This is a genomic window from Parafrankia sp. FMc2, from assembly GCF_041008525.1.
In the GTDB taxonomy this organism is placed as follows: domain Bacteria; phylum Actinomycetota; class Actinomycetes; order Frankiales; family Frankiaceae; genus Parafrankia.
On the sequence record NZ_JBFLUG010000004.1, the window covers coordinates 82,306 to 98,242 of the forward strand.

Annotated in this window: 13 protein-coding genes; 9 read left to right on the forward strand and 4 right to left on the reverse strand. The window is 72.2% G+C overall.

What is annotated here, in order from left to right; translation table 11 throughout:
- The first annotated feature begins 38 nt into the window (after window positions 1–38).
- The 6 genes from AB1460_RS02965 (at window position 39) to AB1460_RS02990 (ending at window position 7,788) form a co-directional block, all read left to right on the forward strand.
- A complete protein-coding gene (locus tag AB1460_RS02965) occupies window positions 39–1,457 on the forward strand; it encodes an aldehyde dehydrogenase family protein (RefSeq protein WP_368958989.1) in 1,419 nt (472 codons plus the stop codon).
- A gap of 63 nt (window positions 1,458–1,520) precedes the next feature.
- A complete protein-coding gene (locus AB1460_RS02970; protein WP_368958990.1) occupies window positions 1,521–2,504 on the forward strand; it encodes an MDR family oxidoreductase in 984 nt (327 codons plus the stop codon).
- Window positions 2,505–2,515: 11 nt separating this feature from the next.
- Window positions 2,516–3,739: an FAS1-like dehydratase domain-containing protein gene (locus tag AB1460_RS02975; RefSeq protein WP_368958991.1), complete on the forward strand. Its 1,224-nt coding sequence runs from the start codon at window positions 2,516–2,518 to the stop codon at window positions 3,737–3,739.
- Between the two features lie 179 nt (window positions 3,740–3,918).
- Window positions 3,919–5,592 (forward strand): class I adenylate-forming enzyme family protein, encoded by a 1,674-nt coding sequence (locus AB1460_RS02980; RefSeq protein ID WP_368959042.1) that lies wholly within the window; start codon window positions 3,919–3,921, stop codon window positions 5,590–5,592.
- 756 nt (window positions 5,593–6,348) lie between these two features.
- Complete coding sequence (locus tag AB1460_RS02985) at window positions 6,349–7,095, forward strand: SDR family NAD(P)-dependent oxidoreductase (RefSeq protein ID WP_368958992.1); 747 nt, start codon at window positions 6,349–6,351, stop codon at window positions 7,093–7,095.
- A gap of 36 nt (window positions 7,096–7,131) precedes the next feature.
- Window positions 7,132–7,788 carry a carboxymuconolactone decarboxylase family protein gene (locus AB1460_RS02990; protein WP_368958993.1) on the forward strand — a complete coding sequence of 219 codons (657 nt, stop codon included), beginning with the start codon at window positions 7,132–7,134 and terminating at the stop codon, window positions 7,786–7,788.
- 88 nt (window positions 7,789–7,876) lie between these two features.
- On the opposite strand, the gene AB1460_RS02995 is transcribed toward AB1460_RS02990, so the two are convergent.
- From AB1460_RS02995 to AB1460_RS03005, 3 genes are all read right to left on the reverse strand, one after another.
- The gene (locus AB1460_RS02995; protein ID WP_368959043.1) at window positions 7,877–8,623 is read right to left on the reverse strand and encodes an SDR family NAD(P)-dependent oxidoreductase; all 747 of its coding nucleotides are present in this window, start codon (window positions 8,621–8,623) and stop codon (window positions 7,877–7,879) included.
- Between the two features lie 118 nt (window positions 8,624–8,741).
- Window positions 8,742–9,230 carry a pyridoxamine 5'-phosphate oxidase family protein gene (locus AB1460_RS03000; RefSeq protein WP_368958994.1) on the reverse strand — a complete coding sequence of 163 codons (489 nt, stop codon included), beginning with the start codon at window positions 9,228–9,230 and terminating at the stop codon, window positions 8,742–8,744.
- Window positions 9,231–9,234: 4 nt separating this feature from the next.
- Window positions 9,235–10,851: a class I adenylate-forming enzyme family protein gene (locus AB1460_RS03005; RefSeq protein WP_420497177.1), complete on the reverse strand. Its 1,617-nt coding sequence runs from the start codon at window positions 10,849–10,851 to the stop codon at window positions 9,235–9,237.
- A 367-nt stretch (window positions 10,852–11,218) separates the two neighbouring features.
- On the opposite strand from AB1460_RS03005, the gene AB1460_RS03010 reads away from it, so the two are divergent.
- Both AB1460_RS03010 and AB1460_RS03015 read left to right on the forward strand, forming a co-directional pair.
- Complete coding sequence (locus AB1460_RS03010; protein ID WP_368958995.1) at window positions 11,219–12,406, forward strand: CaiB/BaiF CoA transferase family protein; 1,188 nt, start codon at window positions 11,219–11,221, stop codon at window positions 12,404–12,406.
- A gap of 2 nt (window positions 12,407–12,408) precedes the next feature.
- Complete coding sequence (locus tag AB1460_RS03015; RefSeq protein WP_368958996.1) at window positions 12,409–13,926, forward strand: AMP-binding protein; 1,518 nt, start codon at window positions 12,409–12,411, stop codon at window positions 13,924–13,926.
- 57 nt (window positions 13,927–13,983) lie between these two features.
- On the opposite strand, the gene AB1460_RS03020 is transcribed toward AB1460_RS03015, so the two are convergent.
- Window positions 13,984–14,337 carry a group I truncated hemoglobin gene (locus AB1460_RS03020; protein ID WP_368958997.1) on the reverse strand — a complete coding sequence of 118 codons (354 nt, stop codon included), beginning with the start codon at window positions 14,335–14,337 and terminating at the stop codon, window positions 13,984–13,986.
- Window positions 14,338–14,730: 393 nt separating this feature from the next.
- On the opposite strand from AB1460_RS03020, the gene AB1460_RS03025 reads away from it, so the two are divergent.
- On the forward strand, window positions 14,731–15,672 hold the full coding sequence (locus tag AB1460_RS03025; RefSeq protein ID WP_368959045.1) for an SDR family NAD(P)-dependent oxidoreductase: 942 nt from the start codon (window positions 14,731–14,733) through the stop codon (window positions 15,670–15,672).
- Window positions 15,673–15,937: the final 265 nt, after the last annotated feature.

The window sequence follows — 15,937 nt, forward strand, 5'->3', positions numbered from 1 at the left end:
ATCCGTCCGCGTGCCTTAGGAGAGGACCTTCCGGGATTATGCGCGAGTATCTGAAGTTTTACATCGGCGGGAAGTGGGTAGACCCGGCGGAGGCGGCGACGTTCGACGTCGTGAACCCGGCGACCGAGGAGGTGGCCGGCCGCGTCTCCGCCGGTTCCGCCGCCGACGTCGACCGGGCGGTCGCCGCGGCGAAGGCCGCGTTCCCGAGCTACTCGGCGACCAGCCGGGAGGAGCGCGTCGAGCTGCTCCAGTCCATCTCGGACGTCTACCAGAAGCGCTCGGCCGACCTCGGTGCCGCGCTCACCGAGGAGATCGGTGCCCCGGCGGCACTGGCCAACGGTTTCCAGGTGGGCCTGGGTGCCGGCCACCTGGCCACCGCCATCGAGAACCTGAAGACCTACTCCTTCGAGCAGGTGCGCGGCGGCTCGCTGGTCGTGCAGGAGCCGATCGGGGTCGCCGGCCTGATCACGCCGTGGAACTGGCCGATCAACCAGATTGTGGTGAAGGTCGTGCCGGCACTGGCCACCGGCTGCACGGTCGTGCTCAAGCCGTCGGAGAACTCGCCGTTCACCGCGCAGATCCTGGCCGAGATCTTCGAGGCCGCCGGCGTGCCGGCCGGCGTGTTCAACCTGGTCCAGGGCGACGGGCTCGGCGTCGGCGTGCCGCTGTCGTCGCACCCGGACGTCGACCTGATCTCCTTCACCGGCTCGACCCGCGCCGGCATCGAGATCGCCCGCAACGCCGCCGCGACCGTCAAGCGGGTGACCCAGGAGCTGGGCGGCAAGAACCCGAACATCATCCTCGATGACGCCGACCTGGCCGAGAACGTCACCAAGGGCGTCGCCGGCGTGATGCTCAACTCGGGCCAGACCTGCAGCGCCGCGACGCGGATGCTCGTCCCGGCCGGCCGGCTGGACGAGGTGATCGAGGCCGCCCGCGCGGCCGCCGAGGCGACGACCGTCGGCGACCCCACCACCGAGGTCGCCATCGGCCCGGTGGTCTCCGGCGCCCAGTTCGACAAGATCCAGGCCCTGATCCAGAAGGGCATCGACGAGGGCGCGACCCTCATCGCCGGCGGCGTCGGGCGCCCCGAGGGCCTCACCCGGGGCTTCTACGTGCGCCCGACCGTCTTCGTGAACGTGCGCAACGACCAGACCATCGCCCGTGAGGAGATCTTCGGGCCGGTCCTGACGATTCTCAGCTACGACAGCCTGGACGAGGCGGTCGAGATCGCCAACGACACCGAGTACGGCCTGGCGGGCGCCGTGGCGGGGGCGGACCTGGAGCAGGCCCGGGCCGTCGCCCGCCGCATCCGCGCCGGGTGGGTCACCATCAACGACGGTTTCGACTTCGACGCCCCGTTCGGTGGCATCAAGAAGAGCGGCAACGGCCGCGAGTGGGGCGAGTTCGGTTTCCACGAATATCTGGAGACCAAGGGAATTCTCGGCTATCAGTAGGGCGAGCGGCCGCCTGTCCGTTCGGGCGGCCGATCGTTCGCGTCGAAAGGGCTGTATTCTCCGATGTTTTCTGCGATCCTCATCGAAAAAGGCGAGTCGGGCCAGGCCGCCCGCGTCACGAGCCTCGACGATTCGGCGCTGCCGGAAGGCGACGTCACCGTCGACGTCGAGTACTCGACGCTGAACTACAAGGACGGTCTCGCCATCACCGGGAAGTCACCGGTGGTGCGCAGGTTCCCGATGGTGCCCGGTATCGACCTGGTCGGTGTCGTCACCGAGAGCTCGCACGCGGACTGGAAGCAGGGCGACCGCGTCGTGCTCAACGGCTGGGGCGTGGGGGAGACGCACTGGGGCGGACTCGCGCAGCGCGCGCGGCTCAAGGGTGACTGGCTGGTGCCACTGCCCTCAGCCTTCACCCCGCGCCAGTCGATGGCCATCGGCACGGCCGGCTACACGGCGGGCCTGTGCGTCGACGCACTGCTGAACTTCGGCGTCCGCCCGGACCAGGGCGAGGTCCTGGTCACCGGGGCGACCGGCGGTGTCGGCAGTGTCGCGGTCGCGCTCCTGACCAAGGCCGGCTTCAAGGTGGCGGCCGCCACGGGGAAGGCATCGGAGGCTGACTACCTCAGGCAGCTCGGCGCGGTGACGGTCATCGACCGCGCCGAGCTCTCCGGGCCGGGCAAGCCGATGCAGAAGGAGCGCTGGGCCGGGGTCGTCGACTCCGTCGGCAGCCACACGCTGGCGAACGCCACCGCGCAGACGCGGTACCGCGGCGCGGTCGCCGCCTGCGGGCTGGCCCAGGGGATGGACTTCCCGGCGTCGGTCGCGCCGTTCATCCTGCGCGGTGTCTCGCTGCTCGGCATCGACAGCGTCATGGCGCCGTCGGCCCCGCGGCTCGCGGCCTGGTCGCGGCTCGCGTCCGACCTGGGCGCCGGTGCCCTGGAGCTCATCGCCGAGGAGATCGCGCTGGGCGACGTGATCGCCGCGGCTGGCCGGCTGCTGGACGGCACCGTCCGCGGCCGCATCGTCGTCGACGTCAACCGATAGGGGAGCACAGCATGAGCGAGACGTCAGGAGAATCCGAGACCCCCACCCTCGACCTCACCGATGTCGACCACCGGGTGGGCAAGCCCATCGGTGGCGGGCAGCTGTGGGAGCCGTGCGCCCCGTCGGACATCCGCCGCTGGGTGATGGCGATGGACTACCCGAACCCGTTGCACTGGGACCAGGAGTTCGCGCAGAAGAGCAAGTTCGGCGGCCTGATCGCACCGCAGTCCATCGCCGTCGCGCTGGACTACGGGCACGGTGCCGCGCCGGCCTGCGTCGGCTACATCCCCGGCAGCCACCTGATCTTCGGCGGCGAGGAGTGGTGGTTCTACGGCACCCGCGTGCGGGTCGGCGACACGCTGTTCCAGAAGCGCCGTTTCCACGACTACAAGGTGGCGGACACCAAGTTCGCCGGACCCACCATGTTCTCCCGTGGGGACACCGTCCACCGCAACCAGCTCGGCGACCTCGTCGCCCGTGAGCGTTCGACGGCCATCCGCTACCTCGCCTCCGAGGCGGAGAAGCGGGGCATGTACGAAAGCCAGTACGGCGAGAAGAAGCGCTGGACGCAGGCCGAGCTCGAGGAGATCGACAAGCTCCGCACCGAGTGGCTGCTGTCGAACCGGGCCGGCGTCTCCCCGGCGTTCGAGGACGTCAAGGTCGGAGACACCCTGCCCCGGCGGGTGATCGGCCCGCACACCATCGCCAGCTTCACCACCGAGTACCGGGCGTTCCTGTTCAACATCTGGGGCACCTTCTTCTGGGACGCGCCCAAGGGCATCAAGGACCCGTGGGTCTACCAGGACCCGGGCTGGGTCGAGGGCTTCGGGTTCGACGAGGAGGGCGCGAAGATCGACCCCCGGCTGCGGGACGGTCTCTACGTCGGCCCGTCGCGCGGGCACATCGACGCGGACAAGGCCAGCGAGGTCGGCATGGCCCGCGCCTACGGCTACGGCGCCACGATGGGTGCCTGGTGTACCGACTACCTGGCGTACTGGGCGGGCCACGAGGGCATGGTGCGCCACAACAAGGCGAGCTTCCGGCTGCCGGCCTTCGAGGGTGACGTCACCTACTTCGACGCCGAGATCATCGGCAAGGAGGAGCAGTCCGTCTGGGGCGTGCCGCTGGTGCAGGTGAAGCTGAGGCTGACCAACCAGGACGGCGGCGTGCTGGTGGACTGCACGGCCGAGGTCGAGCTTCCGTACGGCAGCGAACGCGAAATCACCGGGGACTGACCGTGACTGCGGCGAACGTGAACGGCGCCGTGCCGTCCCAGCAAACCGTGTCGGGGCCGGAGGCCGCCGCGGCAGCTTCGGGTGCCGCGGCTGTCTCGGGTGCCGCTTCGGGTGCCGCGGCGGTCGTTCTGGACCAGTCGGTCGTGGCGGGGCCGGCGGACGTCGGGGAACCGTCGGTCGTGTCGGGGCCGCCGCTGAGCTCGGAGCCGGGCCTGGGGTCGCTGACCCTGCCCGGCTTCCTCCGGGAGGTCACCGAGGCCTTCGGTGACCGGGAGGCTCTGGTCTGGCACACGGCCGACGGCGTCGAGCGGTGGACCTACACCGACCTGTGGGAGCGCGCGGTCGAGGTCGCGGCCGCGCTGCGGGCTGTCGGCGTGGGCAGGGACTGCCGGGTCGGCGTCCTGATGACGAACCGCCCCGAGTGGGTCTCGGCCATGTTCGGGGTGAGCCTGGCCGGCGGTGTCGCGGTCGTGCTCAGCACCTTCTCGACGGCGCCGGAGCTCGATCACCTCCTGCAGGTGTCCGGGGTCTCGGTGCTGCTGTTCGAGCGGATGGTCGTGAAGAAGGACTTCGCGGCCATGCTGACCGAGCTGGACCCGGGCATCACCCGGGCCGTGCCCGGCGGGCTGGAGTCCTCCCGGTTCCCGTTCCTGCGACGGCTCGCCGTGATCGGGCCGGGCGCGGCGGGTGGCGCGATCGAGTCCTGGGAGGACTTCCTGGCCGCGGGCCGGTCGGAGCCACGGGAGCTGGTCGAGGCCACCGCGGCCTCCGCCCAGCCCAGTGACCTGGCAGCGCTGTTCTTCTCCTCCGGCTCCACCAGCCGGCCGAAGGGCATCCTCAACTCGCACCGGGGCATCGCCGTCCAGCTGTGGCGCTTCCGCCGCCTGTACGGGTTCTCGCCCGAGGACGACATCCGCAGCTGGGCCGCGAACGGCTTCTTCTGGTCCGGCAACTTCTGCATGGTGCTCGGGAACACCTTCTCCTGCGGCGGGTCGGTGGTGCTGCAGGCGACGATGGTTCCCGACGAGGCGCTGCGGCTGCTGGAGACCGAGCGGGTCACCTTCCCGTTCGCCTGGCCGCACCAGTGGGCGCAGCTCGAGGCGGCGCCGAACTGGAACGACGTCGACCTCAGCAGCCTGCGGTACGTCGACGTCAGCACCCCGATCGCGCGGCACCCCACGGTGACCGCCCGGTGGCACGAGCCGGGGCACGCCTACGGCAACACCGAGACGTTCACCCTGAGCACCGGGCTGCCGGCGAACACGCCGGAGGAGACGCACCGCAACAGCAGCGGCGAGGCGTTACCCGGTGTCACGATCAAGATCGTTGACCCGTTGACGGGCGTGGTGGTCCCGCGCGGCGAGCAGGGCGAGATCTGCGTCAAGGGCCCCACACTCATGCTCGGTTACCTGGGGACCCCGCTGGACGAGACCCTCGACGCGGAGGGCTTCTTCCGGACCGGTGACGGTGGCTACCTCGACACCGACGGCCTGCTCTTCTGGAAGGGCAGGCTGAACGACATCATCAAGACGGGCGGTGCGAACGTCTCGCCGCGCGAGGTGGACGAGGCGCTCGCGACCTTCCCCGGGGTCAAGGTCACCCAGACCGTCGGGGTGCCGCACGACACACTTGGTGAGCTCGTCGTCTCCTGCGTCGTGCTGCACGAGGGCGTGCGGGCCGAGGCGGAGGAGATCCGCGGCTACCTCAAGGAGCGGCTGGCGACCTACAAGGTTCCCCGCCAGGTCCTCTTCTTCGACGAGGACGACATCGAGCTCACCGGCTCCGCGAAGGTGAAGACGGCCGAGCTGCGCACCCTCGCGGCGGCCCGCCTGGAACGTGCCGGGGTGCTCTGACGGCGCTTCCCGGCCGGCCCTCGGAGGGGGCGCGGAACCCCTCCAGGACACCCTCCGCGGTGTCCTCCGCGCCCCCTCCACGGTAATTCCCGGCCTGTCGTACCGACCGGCCGGGTCGTGCTGACAAAACATTTCGCCGGGTGTGATCAAGAATCGCGCTCCGGCTCGTCGGCATGCCATAAGCGAGTTGACGCCCGGTGATGTGGTTGACGGTTGTTTGGCAAAGTCGTAGCCTGAATCCACCTTTTTCCGCCCCGCGGTTCCCGTGATCTGCCTCTGGTTTTCCGTGCTGGGTGAGACGATGGTGCTGCGCCCTGACCCGGAATTTCTCGACCACGGCCCCGTACCGGGAAAGCCTTTGCGTCCGGATGTGTGCGGACCGGCTTTTCTGGTGGCCGCCGTCTCCGGGTGTGCGGGTGAGCCGGCGATGCGGGTGTGCCGACCCGCGGACAACGAGGAGGGCTGGGCCTTGCCTGACGAGCTGAAGCGGCGTGCCACCGCACCGGACCGAGCATTGCCGGACCGAGCATTGCCGGACCAGGCGTCGCCGGACCGAGGGCTGCCGGACGGAACGGTGACAGACCGGGCGTTACGACGTGGCTGGTCGGCCGGAGACATGGTCGTTCGGGACGGCGCGGCCTGGGATAACCGTGGGCAGGCCGGTCAGGGAGGCCCGCTCCACCGGGTCCTCCCCGCCGAGCGGACCGCCCCTCGCCGCACGCACTGCACCACCCCCGGGGCCCCGGAGCTGGGTCTGTGACCGCCCGCGTCGCGATCGTCACCGGCGGTGCCTCGGGCATCGGCGGGGCCATCGCCCGCCGGCTGGCCGCCGACGGGGCCGCCATCGCGATCTTCGACCTGGACGGTGAGTCCGCCCGCGTGGCGGCCGCCGCGCTCGAGGCGGTGGGCGGGACCGCACGCGGGTACACCGTGGACGTGACCGACCGGGCCGCTGTCGACGCCGGGGTGGAGCAGACCCGCGGCGATCTGGGCCGCCCCACGATCCTGGTGAACTCCGCGGGCATGACCCCGCCGCCGACCCCGTTCCTCGACACGACGTTCGAGTTGTGGCGGCGCACGATCTCGGTGAATCTCGACGGCACTTTCCACTGCTGCCAGTCGGTGCTTCCGGACATGGTCGCCGAGGGCTGGGGGAGAATTGTGAACATCTCCTCCTCCAGCATGCACAGCGGTGTTCCGCGGCTCAGCTCCTATGTCACCGCGAAATCCGGTGTGGTGGGTCTGACCAAGGTGCTCGCGCTGGAGTTCGGGCCGCGGGGCGTCACGGTCAACACCATCCCGCCGGGATTCATCGACACACCCATGCTGCGGGCCTCCGAGAAGGAAGGCCTGATGAAGACCGAGGAGCAGATCGCGAGGACCCCGGTCGGCCGCATCGGCCAGCCGGAGGACATCGCGGCCGCCTGTGCCTTCCTCATCAGGGAGGAGGCCGGTTACATCACCGGCCAGGTCATCGGCGTCAACGGCGGCCGCAACACCTGATGGTCGGCGCGGGCAGGAAGGCGGGGAGTCACCGAGATGCCACGGATATCACCGCAGCCGGCGACCGACTGGTCACCGGAGGCGAGGGCCGTGTTCGACTCCTTCCGGGACGCCGCGCGCAGCGGCGTCCCGGCCGCGCCCGCGCCCGCGCCCGGGGGCGGCGCAGCGGCTGACGCAGCTACGACCGACGTGGCCGCGGCGGGTGCCGCCGACGACGGTCCGAGCGGGGCCAACGTCTTCGGCACGCTGGCCCGCCACCCCGCCCTCGCCGAGGCGTTCCTCGCGTTCAACGGCCACGTCCTCTACGGGTCGTCGCTGCCGCCGCGGCTCAGCGAGCTGCTGATCCTGCGGGTCGCGGCACTGCGCCGGTGTGGCTACGAATGGGCCCAGCACGCCCTGCGGGCGCAGGATTTCGGGATCACCGCCGAGGAGATCGCGCGGGTCGTCGAGGGCCCGGCCGCCCCCGGCTGGTCGGCCACCGACCGCACGTTGCTGGCGGCGGTCGACGAACTGCTCGCCGGGGCGGCGGTGGGTGCCACGACCTGGGCCGCGCTCGCCGGGTTCCTCGACGAACGGCAGCTCATGGACGTGGTCGCCACGGTCGGCGCGTACGACCTGGTGGCGATGATGTTCCTGTCCTTCGGCGTCGAGCCCGACCCGGACATCGTCGCGTACCTGCCCGAGGGCTGGTAGGTCGGCGCGGCCCGGCCGCGCCGCGCCGCGGTGGTAGCCGGTTCCGCGGAACCGGTTCCGCGGGCGGTCGGTCCAGCGGGCGGTCGGCTTACCGGGCGGTCCAGCCGCCGTCCACCACGATCGTCTGCCCGGTGACGTAACGCCCGGCGTCGCTGGCCAGCCACACCACCGCGCCGGTGATGTCCTCGGCGCTGCCCTCCATCGGCAGCGGGGTGTTGCGGCGCAGGTACTCGGTGGAGCGCTCGCTGTCGTAGAGCGGCCCGGTGATCTCGCTGCGGAAGAACCCGGGCGCCACCGTGTTCACCCGGATCGAGTGCCGCGCCCACTGCACCGCCAGTTCGGAGGTCAGCCCGGACAGCCCGGCCTTGCTGGCCGCGTAGGACGCCTGCGGAATCCCCGGGATGCCGACCCGCCCGCTGATCGACGAGATGTTGATGATCGTGCCCCGCCCGACCGCCAGCATGTGCGGCTGGACGTCCTGGGCGAGCAGGAACGGGGCCAGCAGGTTGAGGTCGACCGTGCGCCGGCTGGCGTCCAGCGGCTCGGCCTCGGCGCGCTCGTAGGTGAACATGGAGCCGGCGCCGTTCACGAGGATCTCGGGCCGGCCCAGCTGCTCGGCCACGGCCGGCACGACCGTGCGCACCTGGTCGAGATCCGACAGGTCACAGGTGACCGCCGCGCCGTCGATCTCCTTGGCGAGCTCGGTGAGCCGGTCGAGCCGGCGGGCCACGACGGCGACCCGCGCCCCGAACCCGGCCAGCGCCCGCGCGACCGCGACACCGAGGCCGGAGGAGGCGCCGGTGACGATCGCCACCCGGCCGTCGAGATCGAACATCCGGGCTGCGGCTTCGGTGGCCGGCGTCACGCGTTCTCCCCTCCGGGGTCCTCCGGCCGGTCCTGACCGGCCCCGACCCGCTCCGACCCTAACGATGACCTCGCTATCCTTGCAAGGATTAGTGCTCGGTCGGCGAGTGGGAGCCGGGTCCCGGGGCGGCTGGCGGTCCGGCGAGTCGGATGCGGCTGTTGTCCCAGCGCAGCAGCCGTCCCTGTGGGTCCAGCCGGAGCACGGCGCGCTCGGCGTAGGCGGCGCGGACGGCGGCCGGCAGCCGTTCCGGCGGGAGCCGGAACCCGGCGTACTTCGTGTCGAGCAGGTCGCGGACCCGCCGGCGCGCAGCATCGTCGTCCACCACCTGCAGCCGGCCGCTGACGTGCACCGCGCGCAGGTCCACCCACGCCCGGCCGGCCTCCACGAGGAACGCCGCGCGTGGGTCGCGGCGCACCCGCGCCAGCTTGGCCGCCCGCGGCGGCGTCGACAGGTACACGGCGCGGCCGAGGACGACGAACCACATCGGCAGCGTGACCGGCGCGCCGTCCGCGCGCAGCGTCGTGAGGATCCCGGTGTGCGCCCCGGCCACGAACTCCCAGGCCTCGTCCTCGGTCACCGGCTCAACGGCGGGTGTCGACGAGATCGGACAGGCCGGCGCGCTGGACCTTGCCCATCGCGTTCACCGGCAGTGCGTCGACCTGCGCCCAGAACTCGGGCACCTTGTACGGGGAGAGCTCGCGGCGGCACAGTTCCGCGAGCGCGGCCATGTCCAGCGGCGGGCCGGCGCTCTCGACGACGGCGGCGACGCGCTGGCCGAGCCGGTCGTCGGGCACCGGGCACACCGCGACCCGCACGACGTCCGGATGGGTGGCGATGACCCGCTCGACCTCCAGCGGGTAGACGTTGGCGCCGCCGCGGATGATGACGAGCTTCTTGCGGTCCAGGACGGAGAGCCAGCCGTCGCCGTCCACGGTGCCCACGTCGCCGGTGGCGAAGGGGCCGGGCTCTGGTGGGCGGACCTGGCCCTGCTCCCAGTAGCCGAGCAGCGGACGCCACAGGCCCGCCCACGGCCCGCTGGTCGCCCCGGCGAGCCGGAGCTCGCCGAGCTCACCCGCCGGCAGCCGGGTGCCGGCGTCGTCGTAGGCGGCGACGTCGTAGTGCGGCAGCACCTGGCCGCTGCTGCCCGCGCGCCACGCGCCGTCCGGCGGGTCGATCGCGACCACCGTCGGCGCCTCGCTCAGGCCGTAGGTGACCCGCGGCACCAGGCCGTGCGCGGCGGCGAACGCGGTGCGCAGCGCCTCCGGGGTGTCGCTGCCGCCGCTCCAGACCTCCCGCAGGGAGCTCAGGTCGGCCTCCTGGCGGGCGGCGAGGTCGTGGAGCTGGGCCGGCGCCCCGTTCCACACTGTGACCTTCCGGGAGGAGATCCAGTCGACGACGCCGCTGACGTCACGGCGGTTCATCACCACCGCGCAGCCGCCGGCCTGGGCCGTGAGCAGTGTCGACAGGACCAGCATGTTGAGGATCGTCATCGGGAAGCTGTCGCCCTTGCGCAGCTGGGGCCCCCAGCCGCGGGTCGCGACGAGGACCGCGCCGGGCAGCAGCAGGTTGCGCTGGCTGTGCACGACCGCCTTGGGACGTCCCGACGTCCCGCTGGTGAACCCGATGCCCGCGGGCGCGTCGAGGTCGAGGGCGAGGCCGGCGGGCGGAGTCGTCCTCCCACGGGCGAGCAGGTCCGCCCAGCGGTCGGGGTCGACCCGGCCGGGGGTCTCCAGCAGGCAGCGCGGCCCGGCGAGCACGACGGCGGGGCCGCAGACCTCGTGCAGGTCCTGCTGCTCGGCGGCGGTCAGCGCCTCACCGATGCCGGCCCAGACGGCGCCGATCCGCTGCGCGCCGTGGAAGGCGGCGACGATGTCGAGGTCGTTGGGCAGGCAGGCGGCGACCCGGTCGCCGGGGCGCACGCCCAGCGACCACAGCGCGCCGGCCGCGCGGGAGGCCTGCTCGTCGAGGTCGGCGTACGTCCACGACCCGCTGGCGGCCTCGATGGCGGTCGCCTCGGGACGGGTGGCCAGGGCGTCGTCCAGAACCCGGGCGATCGGCCGCAGCGGAGGTACCCCGGGCGGCCGCGCCCCGCCGGCGCCGGGTCCGGCTCCCGGTTCGGGGGCCGGCCCACCGGACCGGGGCGCGGTCCGATCGGTGGACTGGTCAGGGGGCTGTGGCGCGTCGCCGGAGCTGCTCACGACATCTTGATAGCACTATCCTTGCAAGGATTCATCCTCTACTGTCGATGGGCACCGCTCCGGACGTCGCAGCACCGGAGACGGGCAATGCTGGGATCGAGGCCATGCACCGCCCGCCGTGCGCCACCCTCCAGGCACCGGCCTCCGGACACCGGGCTGCCGGCTCCTCGCGCAGCCGGACCGCGCCGCGGCCCGGCCGGTGGGGGAGTTCCGGACGCGCGGTGTGCCGCCGCACCCCCTGGGCGCCGGCGATCCACCAGCAGCCAGTACCCGGCCTCCGCGGCAGCGGCGGCCCGGGCCTCATGGATGGTAGGGGTGGTCGATACGTGAAGGCTGTGACCGGCACCGCCGCATCTGGTACCAAGGAATGACGCATTCCGGCCCGCTTTCCGGCGTCCGCGTCATCGATCTCACCGCGATGGTGATGGGACCGTACTGTACCCAGATCATGGCCGACATGGGCGCGGACGTGATCAAGATCGAGCCGCCGGCCGGAGACAACACCCGTTACATCTCGGTCGGCCCGCGGCCGGGCATGGCCGGCGTCTTCGTCAACGTCAACCGGGGCAAGCGCAGCGTCGTGCTGGACCTGCGCAGCCCGGCGGGCGCGGCGGCGCTACGCGAGCTCGTCGTCGACGCGGACGTCTTCATCCACTCGATGCGGGCGAAGGCGATCGACCGGCTCGGGTTCGGCTACGAGGCGGTCGCCGCGCTCAACCCGTCCGTCGTCTACACCAACTGCTACGGCTACAGCCGCCGGGGGCCGGATGCGGACCTCACCGCCTACGACGACACCATCCAGGCCGAGTGCGGGATTCCCTACGCCCAGGAGCAGCTCACCGGTGAGGCCAGCTACGTCGGCACCATCATGGCCGACAAGGTCGCCGGCCTGACCGCGCTGTACGCCACGATGATGGCGCTGTTCCACCGGGAGCGCACCGGCGAGGGGCAGGAGGTCGAGGTCGCGATGTTCGAGACCATGGCCGCGTTCATGCTCGTCGAACACGCCAACGGGGCCATGTTCAGCCCCGCCCTCGGGCCCGCCGTCTACCCGCGGGCCGTCGCGCCGAACCGGCGTCCGCACCGCACCAGCGACGGCTACATCTCCGTGCTCGTCTACAACGACAAGCAGTGGTCCGCCTTCGTCAACGCGGTGAAGCCACCCTGGGCGGGGGAGCACCTCGCCACCCTGGAACAGCGCGCGCGCCAGATCGACACCGTCTACGCGCTGCTCGGGGAGACCTTCCGGGAGCACACCACGCAGTACTGGCTCGACCTGCTGCAGTCGCTCGACGTCCCCGCCGCGCCGGTGCGCTCCCTCGACGACCTGTTCGACAACCCGCACCTGAACAGCGTCGGCTTCTTCGAGACGGTCGACACCGACGACGGCCCGGTGCGGTTCCCCGGCACCCCCGCCTGGTTCTCGCGCACCCCCGGCCGGGTCGCCGGCCCCGCCCCGCGGCTCGGCGCCCACACCCGCGAGGTCCTCGACGGCCGTCCCGGCACGGCAGAGGAACGTCCGGCCACCCGCGCCGCCCGAGCAGACGGAGGTTGACCATGGCCAACATCGTGCACGTGCTGACGACCTCGGCGCAGCGGTACCCGGACCGCACCGCCGTCCGCCACGCCGGGCACCGGACGTCCTACCGGGAGCTGCGGGAGCAGGCGGCCCGGTTCGGCTCGGCGCTGCTGCGGCGCGGTCTGGAGCCCGGCGACCGGGTGGCGCTGTTCCTGCCGAACTGCGGGCAGTACCTGACCGCCCTCTTCGGCGCCTGGTACGCCGGCCTGGTGGCCGTGCCGATGAACGCCAAGCTCGCAGGCCCGGAGGTCGCGGTGATCCTGGGCGACAGCGGTGCCCGCGCGCTCGTCCACGGCACCCCGGCCGCCCCGATGATCGCCGGGCTCGGCCTGGCCGACCTGCACACCGTGCAGGTGGACGTCACTGCTCCCGGCGGGGACGAGTTCGGCCGGCTGCTCACCGAGGGTGACCCCGGTTTCGCGCCGGCGGAGGTGGCTGCCGACGATCTCGCCTGGCTGTTCTACACGTCCGGGACGACCGGGCGGCCCAAGGGCGCCCAGCTGACCCACCGCAACCTCACGGTCATGACCTGGACGCTGCTCGCCGACGTCTGCGCCTACACGCCGGACGACGTCGCCCTGCACATCGCCCCGCTGTCGCACGGCAGCGGGCTGTACGCGCTGGGTTCGATCGCCCGCGGCACCGACAACCTCATCTACGACGGAGGCGGGTTCGACCCCGCCGCGGTCCTCGACCTGATCGCGCGGGAGCGGGTCACCGTCCTGGCGTTCCTCGTCCCGACGATGATCGTCCGCCTGCTCGCGGTGGAGGGGAAGCCGGACACCAGCTCCCTGCGCTGCGCCGTCTACGGGGGTGCGCCGATCCACGTCGAGCACTCCCGGGCGATGATCGAGCGGTTCGGGCCGGTGTTCGTCCAGATCTACGGCCAGGGCGAGTCGCCGATGACCGTCACCTACCTCAACCACGCGACCGCGCCGGACGCTCCGCTCGACTCCGCCGGTGTCGCGCACCCGGGGATCGAGGTCGGCATCCTCGACGCCGACGACCGCCCGGTGCCGGCGGGCGAGGAGGGCGAGGTCTGCGTCCGAGGGGACGTCGTGATGCGCGGATACTGGAACAACCCGGACGCGACGGCGCGCGCACTGCGCGGAGGCTGGCTGCACACCGGCGACATCGGCCGGATCGACGAGCGCGGGGTCCTCTTCCTGCTCGACCGCAGCAGCGACGTGATCATCTCCGGCGGGGCCAACATCTACCCGCGCGAGGTCGAGGAGGCGCTCGTCCAGCATCCGGCCGTGGCCGAGGTCGTGGTCTTCGGGGTGCCGGACGAGACCTGGGGCGAGAACGTCGTCGCCGCGGTGGTGCCCGCCACGACCCCGCCCCCGCCCGAGGGCGAGCTGATCAGCTTCAGCACCACCCACATCGCGAGCTTCAAGAAGCCGAAGAAGATCATCTATCTGGAGGCGCTGCCGAAGAGCGCCTACGGCAAGGTCCTGCGGCGCGAGGCCCGCAGACTCGTCCTGGCCGACGACTGACAGGGCGCCGGCCGGACCGGGCGCAGCCGAGCCCGGCTGCGCCCGGACCGTCAGAGGTCAGACGGAGACGATGTCCTTGCGCAGCGGGGCGAGTACGGCCCCGATCTGGCCGGTGGTCTCGGCCGGGACGCCGAGACCACGCAGGGACGCCACCAGGTGGTCGACGACCGCGTCGAAGTGGGCGTCGGAGATGTTGAGCGGACGGTGGACGCGGGGAAGGTCCCGGCCCTGGTAGATCTCCGGTCCGCCGATCGCCGCGGCGATGAAATCCCGCTGGTGTGCCTTGAGGCTCGGAATGTCACGGCCGGCGAAGAAGGGCGCAAGATCCGGGTCCGCGGTCACGCGAACGTAGAACTCGTCGACCGCTGCCTCCACGGCCTTCGCGCCGCCGATCGCGTCGTAGATGCTCACCAGAGACTCGCTTTCGCAGAATGACCCGTCCAGGGCCGCGCCGGACCGCGCGCGCTTCCCGGCAGGGTCGTTACAGGTGTGTGCCCGACGCTTTCACTGAACCGCGGCGGCAATGCCCGCAGAAAGGGGCCATTGTCGGCTCCGGGCAGTCGGACGGCCGATGCGGCCGGGCCATCCGCCCCCTTAGTCCACTCCGTGAGCGCAGGTTGCCGGCCTGTGACGGATCGCGGCGCGGGCGCACCACCGGATATGACTGTGAGGGGCACGCGCGGCTGGCGTCGCGCGGACAGCTGCCGGCGGCGGGTGGCAGCCGGCGGGCGGCCGGTGGCGGTGGTGGCTGGTGGCCGGTGGCGGCCGGTGGCGGCGCGAGGCGACGGACGGGAGCGTGCGGAGATGGGTGCGACGGAACGGGTCACCACGAGGTTCACGGCCGAGTCGACGGCGGCGGAGGTGCTGGCGGACGTCGACCTGAGCGGCCACCGGTCGGTGGTGACCGGAGCGTCGTCCGGCATCGGTGTCGAGACAGCCCGGGCCCTCGCCGGCGCGGGCAGCGAGGTGACCCTCGCGGTGCGTGACGTCGAGGTCGGCCGGCGGGTGGCCGCGGACATCACCGCCACCACCGGCAACGCCGCCCTCCGCGTCGCCCGGCTCGACCTCGCGGACCTCGCCTCGATCGCGGCGTTCGCGGCCGGCTGGTCGGGCCCGCTGCACGCCCTGGTCAACAACGCCGGGATCATGGCGACGCCGGAGCTGCGCACCCCGCAGGGCTGGGAGCTGCAGTTCGGCACCAACCACCTCGGCCACTTCGCCCTGGCCGGCGGGCTGCGGCCCGCGCTGGCCGCGGCGGGTGGGGCCCGGGTGGTGGCGGTGAGTTCGGCGGCGCACCTGCGGTCCGCGGTGGAGTTCGACGACATCCACTTCGAGCGCCGCCCGTACCACCCGTGGGCGGCCTACGGCCAGTCCAAGACCGCCAACGTCCTGTTCGCGGTCGAGGCCACCCGCCGCTGGGCGGCGGACGGCATCACCGCCAACGCACTGATGCCCGGCGCCATCATGACGAACCTGCAGCGGCACATCGACTCCGGCGAGGCCGAGCGGGTACGGGCCCGCAGCGGCGTCCCGGCGCGGGCCTGGAAGACGGTGGAGCAGGGCGCGGCCACCTCGGTACTGCTCGCTGCCTCGCCACTGCTCGACGGCGTCGGCGGGCGGTACTTCGAGGACTGCGCCGAGGCCCCCCTGCACACTCCCGGCAGCGTCAGCGGAGTCGCGCTCCACGCGCTGGACCCGGCCGCCGCCGAACGCCTCTGGGACGTCAGCCTGCACACCCTCGGGTAACCGCACTCGCCTGACCGCACTCGCCGTCCAGCGCGCCGCACAGCCCTCACCCTCGGTATCGAACTGATTGTCGAGGGCCAGGGGCGGGCACGGTGACACCGTGATGTGCGCTGCCCGGCCGACACCCGAGGCCGCCCGGCGCCGCCTCACCGGGGCGGCGGCGACCGAGCTGGTCGTGGTGGCCACGGTGCTCGTGGTCGCCACGGTGATCGCCGGGCTCGTCCTTCCCCGGCGGGCCGTGTTGATCGCCGTTCGGGGGATCATG